The organism is Stutzerimonas sp., from assembly GCF_982611455.1.
Window position 1 is genome coordinate 29,655 of sequence record NZ_CEXBBO010000033.1, and the last position, 14,752, is coordinate 44,406.

Genomic DNA, 14,752 nt, shown 5'->3' on the forward strand with positions numbered 1-14,752 from the left:
GGGAGCGGGGCCGCACAATGAACGCGCCGCGTCAGTGCCCGGCGCTGTTGATCGCCGCGCCGGCGTCAGGGCAGGGTAAGACCACTGTCACCGCTGGTCTGGCACGCTTGCATGCCCGCCTGGGCAAGCGCGTGCGGGTGTTCAAATGCGGTCCGGACTTTCTCGACCCGATGGTGCTGGCGCGCGCCAGTGGTCAGCCGGTCTACCAACTCGATCTGTGGATGGTGGGCGAAGCCGAGAGCCGGCGGCTGCTGTGGGAAGCGGCGGGCGAGGCCGATCTGATTTTGATCGAAGGCGTCATGGGGCTGTTCGATGGCACGCCGTCGGCGGCTGATTTGGCGCGCCGTTTTGGTATTCCGGTATTGGGGGTTATAGACGGTTCGGCCATGGCGCAAACGTTCGGTGCGCTGGCGCACGGCTTGGCCAGCTATCAGCCGGACCTGCCATTTGCCGGCGTGCTGGCCAATCGGGTGGGCAGCAGCCGTCATGGCGAGATTCTGCGGGACTGCTTGCCAGAGGAGATTCATTGGTATGGCGCCTTGCCGCGCAGCGAGTCCGTAAGTTTGCCGAGCCGTCATCTTGGGCTGGTGCAAGCTCAGGAGCTGGCGGATCTGGATGCGCGGCTCGATGCCGCTGCCGATGCGCTGGCGGCGAGTGCCGACAGCGCACTGCCGGCAAAGGTGAGCTTTCCACCACCGGAGCCGTTGGCCATCCCGCCGTTGCTGCAGAACGTGCGGATCGGCGTGGCGCGGGATGCCGCTTTCACCTTCATCTACCAGGCCAATCTGGATCTGCTTAAGGCACTGGGCGCCGAGTTGCTGTTTTTCTCCCCGCTGCATTTTTCCAAGTTGCCCGCGGTGGACAGCCTGTACCTGCCTGGCGGCTACCCGGAGCTGCATATGCGCACGCTCGCCCGCAACCGGGCAATGAGCGAGGCGATCCGAGCGCATCACGAAGCCGGCAAACCGATGCTCGCCGAATGCGGCGGCATGCTTTACCTGCTCGACGCGCTGACCAACCAGGCCGGTGCGCGCGAAGCCATGCTCGGCCTGCTGCCTGGCGAAGCGCAGATGCAGAAGCGCTTGGCCGCGCTGGCTTTGCAGGACGTCGAACTGCCGGAAGGGCGCCTGCGCGGCCATACCTTTCACCATTCCTTGCTCGAATCGGCCATGCAGCCAATGGCCCGCGGCGAATGCCCGAATTACAAGCGCACCGCCGAGGCGGTCTATCGGCAGGGCCGGCTGACGGCCTCCTATATTCACTTCTATATGCCGTCCAATCCCCAAGCGACTGCGGCCTTATTCAAGCCATGAGCAAGCACGCCTTCACCAAGTCAGAGCGCGCCGGTGTCTATCGCGCCATTGCCGAGCGGCGCGACATGCGCCATTTCAGCGGCGGCGAAGTCGCGCCCGAGCTGCTTGCGCGATTGCTGGAGGCCGCGCATCAGGCCCCAAGTGTTGGACTGATGCAGCCTTGGCGATTCATTCGTATCCGGCGCGCCGAGCTGCGTTCGGCCATCGCTGGACTGGTCGAGCGTGAACGTGTGCTGACCGCCGAGGCGCTGGGCGAGCGTGGCCGTGAATTCATGCAGTTGAAAGTCGAGGGCATCAAGGGTTGCGCCGAACTGCTGGTGGTCGCGTTGATGGACGGGCGCGAACCGCATGTGTTTGGTCGGCGCACCATGCCGCAGATGGACCTGGCCTCGACGGCCTGCGCCATCCAGAATCTCTGGCTCGCCGCGCGAGCAGAGGGGTTGGGTATGGGCTGGGTGTCATTGTTCGATCCGCAGGCGTTGGCCGAACTGCTGAAGATGCCGACCGGAGCGGAGCCGGTGGCGGTGATCTGCCTCGGGCCGGTCGATGAGTTCTATCCAACCCCGATGTTGGTGCTGGAAGGCTGGACCCAACCGCGCCCGCTAGGAGAGTTGTTATTCGATAACGAGTGGGGGAGCTGGGAGTGAGCGTGGCGCTGAGCTGCCTCGCCGGGGTCGGCCTGGATGTGCTGCTGGGCGAACCTCGGCGCAGTCATCCTCTGGTGGTCTTCGGACGGCTGGCTGACCGATTGGAACAACACTTCAACGGCGCGGACGGCCGCGGTTGGCGCAGCCATGGCGTCACCGCCTGGTGCCTAGCGGTCCTGCCGCTGACGGTCATCGCCTGGTTGGCGAGCTTGCTGCCTGGCGTTGGTTGGCTGGTCGAAATCTTTCTGCTGTATCTCGCGCTTGGCCTGCGCAGCCTGGGCGAGCACCTGATGCCGGTCGCGCTCGCCTTGCGCAGTGGCGACCTGACCGCGGCGCGGCGACGTGTCGGTTTCATTGTCAGTCGCGACACCGGTGAGCTGGACGAACAGGGCGTAGCCCGCGCGGCGACCGAATCGGCGCTGGAGAACGGCAGCGATGCGGTCTTCGCGGCGCTGTTCTGGTTCGCCGTGGCCGGCGCGCCGGGCGTGGTCCTGTATCGCCTGAGCAATACGCTGGATGCCATGTGGGGCTACCGCACCGAACGCTTCGAGCGCTTTGGCTGGGCCGTCGCGCGAATCGACGACGCGCTCAATTTCATACCCGCCCGGCTGGTCGCGCTGACCTATGCCGTGCTGGGCCAGACGCGCAAAGCTTGGCGCTGCTGGCAACGGCAGGCGCCATTGTGGGACAGCCCAAACGCGGGGCCGGTGATGGCCGCTGGAGCCGGTGCGCTGGGTCTGTCGCTGGGCGGGCCGGCTATCTATCACGGCGAGTTGCAGTTGCGTCCGACCTTGGGTGAGGGCGAGGCTCCGAGTGCGCGCGATATCGAGCGCGCGCTGGATTTGGTCTGGGCTGGCGTCGGCCTCTGGCTGCTGGTGCTGTTTCTGGAGGGCTTGCTGCATGCTTGAGCATGGCGGACGCCTGCGAGCGGCGACGCGCGACTTTGGCATCCCGCTGACGGAGTGGCTCGATCTGTCCACGGGTATCGCGCCTTATGGCTTCGACTTGCCGCCCGTTCCGGCGGATGCCTGGCGTCGACTGCCGGAAGTCGAGGATGGCCTGGCCGCTGCGGCTCGTGATTACTACGGCGTCGAGTCGCTGTTACCAGTGGCCGGCTCGCAGGCAGCGATCCAGATGTTGCCGCGGCTGCGTCGGTCGCTTCAGATTGGCATCGTCTCGCCCTGTTATGGCGAGCACGCCGAGGCTTGGCGCCGCGAAGGGCATCGCATCAGCGAGTTCAGCGAAGGGTCCGCGCCGCGGGCGCTGGATCAGCTCGACGTTCTGGTGGTGGTCAACCCGAACAATCCCACCGGGCGACTGCTGCAGCCCGAACAGTTACTCGGCTGGCATGCGCGGCTGGCGGAGCGCGGCGGCTGGCTTGTGGTTGATGAAGCATTCATGGACCCAACGCCTGAGCTCAGTCTGGCAAGTCATGCGCACCTACCAGGCCTGATCGTGTTGCGCTCGTTCGGCAAATTCTTTGCCATGGCCGGCGCACGGCTCGGCTTTGTCTTGGCTGAAAACGAGCTGCTGCGTGCGCTGAGCGATGCTTTGGGACCCTGGCCGATCGCCGGGCCGTCACGGTTCGTCGCCACCGCATTGCTCGCTGATCGCGAAGGGCAAAGCCGCCAGCGCGAACGGCTCTTGGCAGATGGCGAGCGGTTGGCGCAGGTGCTGTCAAATTACGGGTTGTCGCCTACGGGCGGTTGCGGCCTGTTTCAGTGGGTCGTAACCGAAGAGGCGGATCTGCTGTACGAGTTTCTCGCCTGTCAGAGCATTCTGGTTCGCCGTTTTCACTATCCACCGAGCCTGCGTTTCGGTCTGCCGGCAGACGAACCCGGCTGGGTCCGCCTGGCTCGCGCGCTGGCCCATTACAGAGAAATTAGCGCATGAGCACTTTGATGATTCAGGGCACCACTTCGGATGCCGGTAAAAGCACCCTGGTGACCGCGCTGTGCCGTTGGCTCCGGCGCCAAGGCGTCGCAGTAGCGCCGTTCAAGCCGCAGAACATGGCACTCAACAGCGCGGTCACCGCCGAGGGCGGGGAGATCGGCCGCGCCCAGGCGGTACAGGCCCAAGCTGCCGGGTTGGCGCCGCACACTGACATGAATCCGGTGCTGCTCAAGCCCAACAGTGATATCGGCGCGCAGGTAATCATTCACGGTCGCGCCGTCAACAACATGGACGCTGTGGCATACCACGACTACAAACGCGTGGCGATGGATGCGGTGCTTGAATCCCATCAGCGCCTCAATGCCGCGTATCAAGTAGTGATGGTCGAGGGCGCCGGCTCACCCGCCGAGATCAACCTGCGGGCCAACGACATCGCCAACATGGGCTTTGCCGAGGCGGTGGATTGCCCGGTCATCCTGATTGCCGATATCGACAAAGGTGGGGTGTTCGCTCATCTGGTCGGCACGCTGGAGTTGCTCAGCCCGAGCGAACAGGCGCGGGTGCAGGGATTCGTGATCAACCGCTTTCGCGGCGATATCGCCCTGTTGCAGCCGGGGCTGGACTGGCTCGAACAACGCACCGGCAAGCCGGTACTTGGCGTGTTGCCCTATCTGATGGATTTTCATCTGGAAGCCGAAGATGCAATCGATGCGCGCCAGTCCGCCAAGGCCGAACAGACGCTCAAAGTCGTGGTTCCGGTATTGCCTCGCATCAGCAATCACACCGACTTCGACCCGCTGCGCCTGCATCCCCAAGTCGATCTGCATTTTGTCGGCCCCGGCCAGGCGATACCCGGCGCCGATCTGATCATTTTGCCGGGCTCAAAGAGCGTCCGTGCCGATCTCGCCTGGTTGCGCGAGAACGGCTGGGAGGCGGCGATCCGACGTCATCTGCGCTACGGCGGCAAGGTGCTCGGAATCTGCGGCGGGCTGCAGATGCTTGGTGAATGCATCGCCGATCCTCTCGGGCTCGAGGGCGCGGCGGGGCAGAGCAACGGGCTCGGGCTGCTGGCTTTGTCGACCGAACTGGCCGCGGAGAAACAATTGCGCAACGTGCGTGGGCGACTCTGCTTGGGCGACGTTGACGTCAGCGGCTACGAAATTCATGCCGGAGTCAGTAGCGGCCCGGCACTCGAACGAGCTGCGATAGACCTCGATGATGGGCGAGTGGATGGCGCCATTAGCGAGGACGGTCAGGTACTCGGCACCTATTTGCACGGCCTGTTCGAATTACCCGCGGCCTGCGAAGCGCTGTTGCGCTGGGCCGGGCTGGAGAACGCGCAGCGGGTGGATTATCACGCGCTGCGTGAACGCGACATCGAGCGGCTCGCCGACTTGGTCGATGCGCATCTGGATACGCATTTATTGCGTGGGCTTTGCGGTGTTAATCCGTAGGGCGTTTGCAGCCCGCCTTTGGGAACTGGCCTTGAGTGTGTCCGGCGGGTTGCACCGCCCTACGGGAGGCTCAACGAATCGTGGGAACCAATATGCTTGAACTGATTCTCGGCGGTGCCCGATCCGGCAAGAGCCGGCTGGCCGAGCGCTTGGCCAGCGAATGTGGCCTGCCGGTCACCTATATTGCCACCAGCCAACCGCTGGACGGCGAGATGAGCGAGCGTATCGCCCATCACCGCGCGCGTCGGCCAGCGAACTGGACACTGGTAGAGGAGCCGCTGGAGCTAGCCGCGGTACTGCGTGAACACGCGACCGATGATCGTTGCCTGCTGGTGGATTGCCTGACGCTGTGGTTGACCAATCTGCTGATGCTGGACGATCCGGCTCGCCTGGCCGCCGAGCGCGATGCCTTGCTCGAATGCCTGCCCGGATTGCCGGGGCGCGTGCTGTTGGTCAGCAATGAAACCGGTCTGGGCGTGGTGCCGCTGGGCGAGCTGAGCCGGCGTTACGTCGACGAAGCTGGCTGGCTGCATCAAGCGCTGGCCGAGCGCTGCGAGCGCGTGATGTTCACCGTGGCGGGCTTGCCGATGCTTTTGAAAGGGCATCATCTGAGTGGAGAGCTGCTTTGATCGAACATTGGTGGCAGGCGTCTTGCCGCGGTCTGGATGAGCGTGCGCGCCAGGCGGCGTTGGCGCGCGATGCGCAATTGACCAAGCCGAGCGGCGCGCTGGGGCGTGTCGATGCGTTGGTGCCGCAGCTGGCGGCGCTGCGCAGCGATGCGAATCCGAGCGTGGACCCGGTCTGGATCAGCATTTTCGCAGGCGATCATGGTGTCGCCGCTGAGGGCATTTCGGCTTTTCCGCAGTCGGTAACCGGGCAGATGCTGGGCAACTTCATCAACGGCGGCGCTGCGATCAGCGTGTTGGCTCGTCAGCTAGGCGCGACGCTGGAAGTGGTCGACCTGGGGACGGCGTCGCCGGTTGGGCCGTTGTCCGGCGTTCGTCACCTGGCGCTGGGCGCGGGCACGGCTAACTTCGTCGAAGGGCCGGCGATGAGCATGGATATTTGCCTGCAAGCGATGCAGGCCGGGCGTGACAGCGTGTTGCGTGCACAGGCAGGCCAAGCCGCGCTGTTCATTGGCGGGGAGATGGGCATCGGCAATACCACCACCGCAGCCGCGTTGGCCTGCGCACTGCTGGGGTGTGCCCCACACTATCTGGCTGGACCTGGGACGGGCCTGGATGCCGCAGGCGTAGCGCACAAACGTGCCGTGATCGAGCGCGCATTGGCTCTGCACGCCGGTAATCACGACACGCTCGGCTGGATGCAGCGACTCGGTGGCTTCGAACTGGCTGCTCTGACCGGAGCTTATCTGGCCTGCGCCCAGCAGGGCATCGTGGTGCTGGTGGATGGCTTTATCTGTGGCGTTGCGGCGCTCTGTGCGGTGCGTTTGAATCCGGCCTGCCGCGACTGGCTGTTATTCGCTCACCGTTCGGCGGAGCCTGGGCATCAGGCCGTGCTGGAGGCGCTGGACGCACAGCCGTTGCTCGACCTCGGCCTGCGACTGGGCGAAGGCAGTGGCGCAGCGCTGGCAGTGCCGCTACTGCGCATGGCCTGCGCGCTGCATAACGACATGGCCACGTTCGCCGAAGCGGCCATCGCCGGGCAGGACGCATGAACCTGCATCTGGATATGCTGCGTCACGGCGAGACGGTCTCCGGCGGCGGCTTTCGTGGACGATTGGATGACGCGCTCACTGAAGCCGGGTGGCAACAAATGCGCTCCGCGATAGCCAACGCTGGACGCTGGGATCGGATCATCAGTTCGCCGTTGTGCCGTTGCGCGGCCTTCGCTACCGAGTGTGCCGAGCAGTGCAAACTACCGCTGGAATTCGAACCCGACCTGCGTGAACTCGACTTCGGCGATTGGGAAGGTCGTACGGCTGCCGAGCTGATGATCGACCAAAGCGATGCCTTGGGCCGCTTCTGGAACGATCCCTACGGATTCACCCCGCCCGGCGGCGAGCGGTTGGTCGATTTTGAAGCGCGCGTGCTGACGGCCATCGAGCGACTCACCGACCGCTTTGCTGGCGAGCGAATCCTGCTGGTCACCCATGCCGGTGTGATGCGCCTGTTGCTGGCCGAAGCGCGTGGTTTGCCACGTGGGCAACTGTTGCAGGTCGAAGTGGGTCACGGACAAGTGTTCGGGTTGAGAACCGGTTTCGCCGATGCCACGCTCTGGCTGGAAGAAGCATGCAGCCCTTTCTGATCGCGCTGCAATTTCTCACCAGCTTGCCGGTGCACCTCAGTGGCATCCCCCAGCCGCAAGCGGTCGGCAGGTCGATGCTGTATTACCCGCTGATGGGGTTGTTGCTGGGCACGATTCTATGGCTCGTCAGTGTTGTGCTGGGCGACGCAGCGCACCCGATGCAGGCGGCGTTGTTGCTGGCAGTCTGGGTGTCGCTGACTGGCGGGCTGCATCTCGATGGCCTTGCCGACAGTGCCGATGCCTGGGTCGGCGGTTTCGGTGATCGGGAGCGTACCCTGGCGATCATGAAAGACCCGCGCAGCGGTCCGATTGCCGTGGTGGTGCTCGTGTTGTTGCTGCTGCTCAAGTTCGTTGCGCTGTGGACGCTGCTCGCGCAGGGTGATCAATTAGTGCTGTTGCTCGCACCGTTGTTAGGGCGAAGCGCATTGCTCGGTTTGTTTTTGACGACACCCTATGTACGTCCTGGCGGCCTGGGTCAGGCAGTGGCCGACCATCTGCCGCGTGCGCAGCTTCGCGTCGTGCTGACCTTGGTTATCGCGTTGTGTCTGGCGCTGGGCACAAGCGGTTGGCTGGCGCTGGCGGTGAGTGTAGGCATCGGCTTGCTGGCGCGTCGGGCAATGTGCCGGCGCATCGGCGGCACCACCGGCGACACGGCCGGTGCGCTGCTGGAGCTGGTCGAATGCGGCGTGCTGGTCGCGCTTGCGCTGCAAGCGTGATGTGACTCAGCCCAGCAGCGCCACCGTTTTGATCTGTGCCCACATAGCCTTGCCCACTGCGACGTCAAGCTGATCGGCCGAGCGCCGGGTGATGCGCGCCAGCAACGGCGTGCCTTGAGCGTCCAGTCGCACGAGAACGTGCGCCGGCGTGTCGGCAGCGACGATCTGCTCGACGCGCGCCGGTAGCAGATTGCTGATGCTGGTGCCCTCCGCTCGTTCCAGGGCGAGGCTGACGTCTCGTGCATGGACGCGAAAGCGCAGCCGATGCCCGATTGCTTCGTCACGCTGAGCCACCAGTACCTCACCACCGGTAAAGACCAGGCGGGTGAGGTGATAGCTGAGGTCATGCTCGGCAATCGTCGACTCGATGACCACGCCCGCATCCTCACTGAATGCGGTGGGCAGATCGAGGCGGGCAAGCGTCTCGCGCAGCCCGCCCTGAGCCACGGCGCGACCTTCTTCAAGCAGCACCAGATGATCAGCCAGCCGCGCCACCTCGTCCGGTGAGTGGCTGACATAAAGGACCGGAATTTCGAGCTCGTCATGCAGCCGCTCAAGATACGGCAGGATTTCCTGCTTGCGCTTGAAATCCAGGGCAGCCAGCGGTTCGTCCAGCAGCAGCAGTCTCGGACTGGTAAGCAGGGCGCGAGCGATTCCGACGCGTTGTCGCTCGCCGCCAGACAGGCGCTCGGGCATGCGTTCGAGCAGATGCTCGATGCCCAGCAGCTCGATCGCCTGCTCCCAGGCCACGCGACGCGCGTTTCTCGCGACGCGCTTCATACCGAATTCCAGGTTGCGCTTCACCGAAAGATGGGCGAACAGGTTGGCCTCCTGAAATACATAGCCGATCGCCCGCTGGTGCGGCGGTACGAAGCGGCCACTGGCCGAGCCCTGCCAGCGCTCGCCGTTGATCTCGATGAGCCCGGTTGCGTTGCGCTCGAGGCCGGCGATGCAACGCAGGCAACTGGTCTTGCCGGAGCCCGAGGGGCCGAACAGGGCGGTCACGCCGCGGCCCGGTAGTTCCAGATGAACGTCCAGCGTGAAGCTGGGATGGTTCATCCGTAGCTGTGCATGGATTCCTTTTGAGGAGCCGGTCATCCGCGCCATCCTTGTTTGAGGCGGCTGCTGTAAAGCACCAGCAAGACCAGGAAGGAAAACACCAGCATGCCGCCCGCCAGCCAGTGCGCTTGCGCATATTCCATGGCCTCGACGTGATCGTAGATCTGCACGGACAGCACGCGGGTTTTCTCCGGAATGTTGCCGCCGATCATCAGCACCACGCCAAACTCCCCGACGGTATGAGCGAAGCCGAGGATGCTGGCGGTGATGAATCCGGGCCGGGCAAGCGGCAGTACGACATTGAAAAATGTGTCTAGCGGCCCTGCGCGCAAGGTCGCGGAGGCCTCGAGGGGCGCTTCGCCGATGGCCTCGAACGCGTTGTGCAGGGGCTGCACGACAAAGGGCATGGAATAGAACACCGACGCCACGACCAGACCGGCAAAGGTGAAAGGCAGTGTGCCTAATCCGAGGCTCTGGGTAAGTTGGCCAACCGGGCCATTCGGCCCCATGGCGACCAGCAGGTAGAAGCCCAGCACCGTCGGCGGCAATACCAGTGGTAGCGCCACCACTGCACTGATCGGCCCCTTGAGACGAGAGTGGGTCCGCGCCAGCCACCAGGCGATGGGTGTGCCAATCAGCAGCAGCAGCAATGTCGTCGTTCCGGCGAGCTTGAGCGTCAGCAGAATTGCCGACAAGCCAATATTGTCCAACGGCATCTTCTTTATTCCAGGCTGTAGCCGTAAGCCTTGATCACCTCAGCCGCCTTTGCGCCTTTGAGGTAGTCGAGCAGCGCTTGCGCCGCAGGATTGCCGCGGCCCTTGTTCAGCAAGAGCGCGTCCTGGCGAATCGGCGGATGGAAGGTCGCGGGTACGACCCAGCCGGAACCTTGGCTGATCGCACCGTTATCCACGACCTGCGAGAGGGCAACGAAACCCAGCTCCGCGTTGCCGCTGGCCACGAACTGATGCGCCTGGGCAATGTTCTCGCCCTGCACCAGCCTCCCACGTACCGATTCGGTCAGGCCGAGTTTCTCCAGCGTCGCCATTGCTGCGGCGCCGTAGGGCGCGGTTTTCGGATTGGCGATCGCGAGATGGCGATAAGGCTGTTGGTTCAACGCCTTGGCTTGATCATCGAGGTAGTCGTTACGGGCCGACCAGAGCACCAGCGTCCCGATGGCATAGGGAAAGCGGCTGCCAGTCACGCCCAGTCCCTCGCTTTCCAGCTTGGCTGGGACCGCTTCGTCAGCGGCCAGCAACACGTCGAACGGCGCACCGTTGTGAATTTGCGCATACAGCTTTCCGGTCGAACCGAAGGCGAGTAGGGCCTTGTATCCGGTGTCCTGTTCGAATCGTTCGGCGATGACCTGCATGGGTTTGGTGAAATTCGACGCCACCGCGACCTGCACCTCGGCAGCTTGGCCGGCCAAGGGCAGCAACGCGATCGTAAACAGGGCGGTGATTGTGCAAAGACGTTTCATCCGTTTTTTTCCTTAGTCCACGGCGATGATGACGTGCGACGCCTTGATCAGCGCCGTACAGGGTTGACCAAGCGCCAGGCCCAGCTCTTCGGCACTTTCGTTGGTGATAACCGCGCCCAGCGTGCGATTGCCGGGCAGCAGCAGCTTGACCTCGCAGTTCACCGCGCCGGGCACCAAGCCGCTGATGGTGCCGGTCAGGCGGTTGCGGGCGCTGATTTTTACCGCCGGGTCGGGTGAAAGCAGCACGAAGCTGGCTTTGATCAGCGCCATCGCGGTCTTGCCGGGCATCAGGTGAAGTTCGTCGATGCTGTCGTTAGTCAGCGTGGCGGTAATCGTCTGGCCTTCACCGATATCGAGGCTAAGACTGCCGTTCACTGCGCCTTTCTCGACGTGAAGGATGCGACCGCGAAACTGATTGCGTGCGCTGGTTTTCATGGCGATTGCCCGGAGTAGTTTGTCGATGTCGTCGAACCCTTCGATGCCCTGTGCTACTTGGGCAAGAAAACGTTCGTACTCATGTTGCATGCGCTGCCAGACATGGAGCATTTCGCGGCCGAACTCGGTCAGTCGCGTACCGCCGCCCTTGGCGCCACCGGTTGCGCGAATCACCAGCGGCCGTTCCGACAGGTTGTTCATGGCATCCACTGCATCCCAGGCGGCCTTGTAGCTGAGATTGATAGCTTTGGCTGCGCGACTGATCGAGCCGGTCGCATCGATCTGTTCGAGAAGTTCGATGCGTTTGCCGCCGAGATAGCCTTTCTCGCCGCGGTTGAACCAGAGTCGCCCGTCGATGCGCAACGGGTCGAGATGTTGTGGATCGTTCATGTTTGGCTCCCGCTCAATGCGGGGCATTCTGACAAGCGTTATATAGATTTGTATATAGCGATGGCGAATCGTTTGGAATGCTTGCTGCGGCGGGTTAAAAGGACAGGCGTTGCCGGGCGGGCCGCTCGGGAGTAGCGTGTGACGACCCCGCTCGGAGATTTGCCATGAGAATTCATCTGGTCGCTGCCTCACTTGCCCTGACCTTGCTCGCTGGCAATGCAGCGGCGGATCAATGCCCGGCGTTGCTCGAGCATGAACTGCCGAAACTGCGCTCGAAGGAAACCATCGACTTATGCCAGCAGTTCCAAGGTAAGGCGCTGGTCGTGGTCAACACGGCCAGCTTCTGTGGCTTCGCGCCGCAGTTCAAAGGTCTCGAAGCGCTTTATCAGCGGTACAAGGACGACGGCCTGGCAGTACTCGGTGTGCCGTCCGACGACTTCTTTCAGGAATCGGACGATGCTGCCGAAACGGCTGAAGTCTGCTACGTCAATTACGGCGTGACCTTTCCGATGGCGCAAACGCAACCGGTGCGGGGTAGCGATGCGATACCGCTGTTCAAGGAATTGGCCGAGCAGGCCGGGGGCGCGCCGCGCTGGAATTTTTACAAGTACGTGGTGGATCGCAACGGGCGGGTGGTCGACTACTTTTCGAGCAAAGTCGAGCCGGATGACCCTGAGCTGATCGCGGCGGTAGAAAAGGCGCTGGGTAAGTAGCGAGAGGGAAGTGCCCCGACCGAGCGGCCGGGGCACGGGTGCATCAGAAGCGGTAGGTCATCGCAGCGCCAAAACCGTGAGCGCTGTTTTCGTAGGTGGCGTTGTAGGCGCCGCGCGTAGCGCTTGCCTGACTGATTTTGGTGTCCTCTTCCCATAGATAAGAGTAGGCCAGATCAACAGTCATATCGTCGGTTGGGTTCCATGCCAGACCAAAGCTCACCGCTGTACGATCGCCAGTCGGGATGCGCGGGGAGCGGTGGGTATTGTTGGTCGGGCTCTGATCAAGCGCCACGCCAGTACGCAGCGTCCACTGCTTATTCAATTTGTAAGCCGCGCCGAGGGCGTAGGACCAAGTGTCATGCCAGTCTTGTTCTTCGGAAATCGTTCCGAAAAGACCTGAGGCTGGGCCAGGCGCGACACCCTCGTTTTCCACAACGATCGATTCGAGACGGCTCCAGCGGGTCAGCGTTGCGCCGCCGTAGATCGTCCACTGATCGTTCAATTCGTGGGTCAACGACAAATCGATAGACTCAGGCGTTTCCAGATCAAGGGAGGCATCGTACTTACCATAGGCGCCAAAAGACCCCAGAGCCAAGTCGCTTCCGGTGATCTCGGTATCGCCCTCTAGCTTGTAGTCGACTTTTGAGTGATAGGTTAATCCCGCCCGTGTATGCGGGCTGAACTCGTACAGCATGCCGATGTTGAAACCAAGGGCGGTATCGTCGCCTTTGATTTTTACTCGGCTGTCGCTGGTGCCCGCTAGTGGAGGTACGGCGCTCTCCAACTGTCCATCGATGCGGTTGATCGTCGGGCCAAAGCCGACCGAGAGTTTTTCGTTAAAGCGATAGCTGACGGTGGGCTGTACGGTGATTACACGCACTTCGCTGTAGTCACCGAAATAACGGCCTTGAAAGCCATTTTCATAGTCGGTAATCAGCCCGAATGGAACATAGACGCCTAGACCCAGCGCCCATTTATCGTCGATTGGCTTGACGTAATAGCCCATCGGAACGGCTGTTACCGGGACCATGTCACCGTCATTGCTGCCAGTAGGCGGAACGCCACTGGCATCCTTGATATCCGTCTTGGCATTGATCGCCGCTACCCCGAAGCTGACTTGTTCGCGCTTGAGCAGCGCCATGCCTGCAGGGTTACCAAAGACCGTGCTGGCATCATCGGCAGAAGAAGAGCGACCTGCGAATGAGGTGCCCATGCCGCTGATGCTCTGCTCGTTGAGGGCGAAACCGGCAGCCAGGGCTTGAGTGGAAAGTGCACCTACAGCCACCGCTATCGCGGTCTTCAACCATGTTGTTTTCATTGTTGTACTCCTGGGAAAAAGCGGGTCGGACCCTACCAAGGTTTTCAGATTCCTCGCAAACGGAAGAGTGCAATTTTTCGTAAATATCACGACGATCGGCAGGGAATTATTGCCGAAGTTCGTTAAAAACCATTTAGGCAAAATATGACCGGGCAGCCATCTTTGGGAGGACGAAACTCAGGCAACGGGGCGCTGGGGGTCGGTGATCCATTCGCTCCAGGAACCTGGGTACAGTTTCGCCAAGGGATATCCGGCCAGGCACAGCGCGAACAGGTTGTGACAGGCAGTCACGCCCGAACCGCAGTAGGCCACCAGTGTTTCCGGGGCTTTGCCGGCCAGTAGTTGATCGAAACGAGCATGCAGCTCATTGGGTTGCAGAAAGCGCCCCGTAGCGTCCAGGTTTTCAGTGAATGGAGCGCAGCTCGCGCCAGGAATGTGGCCCGCAACCGGATCGATAGGTTCGATTTCGCCAAGAAAGCGCGGCAGGGCACGCGCATCGATGAGGGGCAGGTCTGGCGTATCGAGCCGGCCCGACAGGTGCGTTGCATCCATGATCAGGCTGTCATCGGGCTGACCTGATAAATTACCGTCCATCTCAGTAGGAACGCTGGCATCCAGGGGCAGCCCAGCCTCGTGCCATGCCTTGACGCCGCCATCAAGCAGATAAACGCCGTCACGCTTGCCCAGCCAGGCCAGCAGCCACCACGCCCGAGCGGCGAACGCGCCTGGGCCGTCATCGTAGAGCACAATATCGCTGTCGTTGTTAAGTCCCCAATTCCTGAACTTCTCTATCAGGTCATGCGGCGCCGGCAGAGGATGCCGGCCGGTAACGCCTGGAACAATTTCCGCAGACAAGTCGCGCTCGAGATCGGCATGGCGGGCGCCAGGAATATGCGCCTCGGCATAGCTGCGCTGCCCGTATTCGGGGTCTTCGAGGGCGAAGCGGCAATCCAGAATGCGTAGATCTGATTGTTGCAGGCGCTTGGATAAATGTTCAGGGCTGATCAGTTGAGCGATGGGCATGGCGGGGCTCCTTCTGTAATTCCGAAACGTTAGCACGCAGGTCATC

General features: G+C 62.5%; 16 protein-coding genes. 10 read left to right on the top strand and 6 right to left on the bottom strand.

The features are described 5' to 3' along the window. Positions 1–17 precede the first annotated feature (17 nt). The 9 genes from AC2LD7_RS17655 to AC2LD7_RS17695 all read left to right on the top strand — a co-directional run bounded on the left by AC2LD7_RS17655 (position 18) and on the right by AC2LD7_RS17695 (position 8,291). Positions 18–1,313, top strand: a complete 1,296-nt coding sequence (locus tag AC2LD7_RS17655) for a cobyrinic acid a,c-diamide synthase CobB (protein WP_484599028.1) — start codon at positions 18–20, stop codon at positions 1,311–1,313. After that, on the top strand, positions 1,310–1,960 hold the full coding sequence (bluB, locus tag AC2LD7_RS17660; RefSeq protein WP_484599029.1) for a 5,6-dimethylbenzimidazole synthase: 651 nt from the start codon (positions 1,310–1,312) through the stop codon (positions 1,958–1,960). The genes AC2LD7_RS17655 and bluB overlap by 4 nt, the downstream gene beginning before the upstream one ends. Continuing rightward, a complete protein-coding gene (cbiB, locus tag AC2LD7_RS17665; protein ID WP_484599030.1) occupies positions 1,957–2,868 on the top strand; it encodes an adenosylcobinamide-phosphate synthase CbiB in 912 nt (303 codons plus the stop codon). Before bluB ends, cbiB begins: the two co-directional genes overlap by 4 nt. Continuing rightward, complete coding sequence (gene cobD, locus AC2LD7_RS17670) at positions 2,861–3,853, top strand: threonine-phosphate decarboxylase CobD (protein ID WP_484599031.1); 993 nt, start codon at positions 2,861–2,863, stop codon at positions 3,851–3,853. Before cbiB ends, cobD begins: the two co-directional genes overlap by 8 nt. Further along, positions 3,850–5,307 carry a cobyric acid synthase gene (locus AC2LD7_RS17675; protein ID WP_484599032.1) on the top strand — a complete coding sequence of 486 codons (1,458 nt, stop codon included), beginning with the start codon at positions 3,850–3,852 and terminating at the stop codon, positions 5,305–5,307. Before cobD ends, AC2LD7_RS17675 begins: the two co-directional genes overlap by 4 nt. 92 nt (positions 5,308–5,399) lie before the next feature. Next, entirely contained in the window at positions 5,400–5,936 is a 537-nt protein-coding gene (gene cobU / locus AC2LD7_RS17680; protein ID WP_484599033.1) for a bifunctional adenosylcobinamide kinase/adenosylcobinamide-phosphate guanylyltransferase, read from the top strand. Beyond that, a complete protein-coding gene (cobT, locus tag AC2LD7_RS17685) occupies positions 5,933–6,985 on the top strand; it encodes a nicotinate-nucleotide--dimethylbenzimidazole phosphoribosyltransferase (protein WP_484599034.1) in 1,053 nt (350 codons plus the stop codon). Before cobU ends, cobT begins: the two co-directional genes overlap by 4 nt. Further along, positions 6,982–7,575: an alpha-ribazole phosphatase family protein gene (cobC, locus tag AC2LD7_RS17690; protein ID WP_484599035.1), complete on the top strand. Its 594-nt coding sequence runs from the start codon at positions 6,982–6,984 to the stop codon at positions 7,573–7,575. The genes cobT and cobC overlap by 4 nt, the downstream gene beginning before the upstream one ends. After that, on the top strand, positions 7,560–8,291 hold the full coding sequence (locus AC2LD7_RS17695) for an adenosylcobinamide-GDP ribazoletransferase (protein ID WP_484599036.1): 732 nt from the start codon (positions 7,560–7,562) through the stop codon (positions 8,289–8,291). Before cobC ends, AC2LD7_RS17695 begins: the two co-directional genes overlap by 16 nt. Before the next feature lie 6 nt (positions 8,292–8,297). Here AC2LD7_RS17695 and modC read toward each other — a convergent pair whose 3' ends face one another. Genes modC through AC2LD7_RS17715 form a run of 4 tightly spaced genes read right to left on the bottom strand, consistent with a single transcriptional unit; the run spans position 8,298 to position 11,652 of the window. Next, positions 8,298–9,389, bottom strand: coding sequence for a molybdenum ABC transporter ATP-binding protein (modC, locus tag AC2LD7_RS17700; protein ID WP_484599037.1), 1,092 nt, complete (start codon positions 9,387–9,389; stop codon positions 8,298–8,300). After that, positions 9,386–10,066: a molybdate ABC transporter permease subunit gene (gene modB / locus AC2LD7_RS17705; RefSeq protein ID WP_484599038.1), complete on the bottom strand. Its 681-nt coding sequence runs from the start codon at positions 10,064–10,066 to the stop codon at positions 9,386–9,388. Before modB ends, modC begins: the two co-directional genes overlap by 4 nt. Before the next feature lie 5 nt (positions 10,067–10,071). Next, positions 10,072–10,827, bottom strand: a complete 756-nt coding sequence (gene modA, locus AC2LD7_RS17710) for a molybdate ABC transporter substrate-binding protein (protein ID WP_484599039.1) — start codon at positions 10,825–10,827, stop codon at positions 10,072–10,074. A gap of 12 nt (positions 10,828–10,839) precedes the next feature. Next, positions 10,840–11,652, bottom strand: a complete 813-nt coding sequence (locus tag AC2LD7_RS17715; protein WP_484599040.1) for a TOBE domain-containing protein — start codon at positions 11,650–11,652, stop codon at positions 10,840–10,842. Between the two features lie 164 nt (positions 11,653–11,816). Here AC2LD7_RS17715 and AC2LD7_RS17720 point away from each other — a divergent pair, with 164 nt between their 5' ends. After that, complete coding sequence (locus AC2LD7_RS17720; protein ID WP_484599041.1) at positions 11,817–12,365, top strand: glutathione peroxidase; 549 nt, start codon at positions 11,817–11,819, stop codon at positions 12,363–12,365. A gap of 43 nt (positions 12,366–12,408) precedes the next feature. Here the strand turns inward: AC2LD7_RS17720 and AC2LD7_RS17725 are convergent, their stop codons facing one another. Beyond that, positions 12,409–13,683 (bottom strand): OmpP1/FadL family transporter, encoded by a 1,275-nt coding sequence (locus tag AC2LD7_RS17725; protein WP_484599055.1) that lies wholly within the window; start codon positions 13,681–13,683, stop codon positions 12,409–12,411. A gap of 177 nt (positions 13,684–13,860) precedes the next feature. Further along, positions 13,861–14,706, bottom strand: coding sequence for a sulfurtransferase (locus AC2LD7_RS17730; protein ID WP_484599042.1), 846 nt, complete (start codon positions 14,704–14,706; stop codon positions 13,861–13,863). Positions 14,707–14,752 lie beyond the last annotated feature (46 nt).

Excerpts from the sequence above, each read along its gene's own strand:
- AC2LD7_RS17655 (WP_484599028.1), top strand. The coding sequence starts at position 18 with ATGAACGCGCCGCGTCAGTGCCCGGCGCTGTTGATCGCCGCGCCGGCG.
- bluB (WP_484599029.1), top strand. The coding sequence starts at position 1,310 with ATGAGCAAGCACGCCTTCACCAAGTCAGAGCGCGCCGGTGTCTATCGC.
- cobD (WP_484599031.1), top strand. The coding sequence starts at position 2,861 with ATGCTTGAGCATGGCGGACGCCTGCGAGCGGCGACGCGCGACTTTGGC.
- AC2LD7_RS17675 (WP_484599032.1), top strand. The coding sequence starts at position 3,850 with ATGAGCACTTTGATGATTCAGGGCACCACTTCGGATGCCGGTAAAAGC.
- cobU (WP_484599033.1), top strand. The coding sequence starts at position 5,400 with ATGCTTGAACTGATTCTCGGCGGTGCCCGATCCGGCAAGAGCCGGCTG.
- cobC (WP_484599035.1), top strand. The coding sequence starts at position 6,982 with ATGAACCTGCATCTGGATATGCTGCGTCACGGCGAGACGGTCTCCGGC.
- AC2LD7_RS17695 (WP_484599036.1), top strand. The coding sequence starts at position 7,560 with ATGCAGCCCTTTCTGATCGCGCTGCAATTTCTCACCAGCTTGCCGGTG.
- modC (WP_484599037.1), bottom strand. The coding sequence starts at position 9,389 with ATGACCGGCTCCTCAAAAGGAATCCATGCACAGCTACGGATGAACCAT.
- modB (WP_484599038.1), bottom strand. The coding sequence starts at position 10,066 with ATGCCGTTGGACAATATTGGCTTGTCGGCAATTCTGCTGACGCTCAAG.
- modA (WP_484599039.1), bottom strand. The coding sequence starts at position 10,827 with ATGAAACGTCTTTGCACAATCACCGCCCTGTTTACGATCGCGTTGCTG.
- AC2LD7_RS17715 (WP_484599040.1), bottom strand. The coding sequence starts at position 11,652 with ATGAACGATCCACAACATCTCGACCCGTTGCGCATCGACGGGCGACTC.
- AC2LD7_RS17720 (WP_484599041.1), top strand. The coding sequence starts at position 11,817 with ATGAGAATTCATCTGGTCGCTGCCTCACTTGCCCTGACCTTGCTCGCT.
- AC2LD7_RS17725 (WP_484599055.1), bottom strand. The coding sequence starts at position 13,683 with ATGAAAACAACATGGTTGAAGACCGCGATAGCGGTGGCTGTAGGTGCA.
- AC2LD7_RS17730 (WP_484599042.1), bottom strand. The coding sequence starts at position 14,706 with ATGCCCATCGCTCAACTGATCAGCCCTGAACATTTATCCAAGCGCCTG.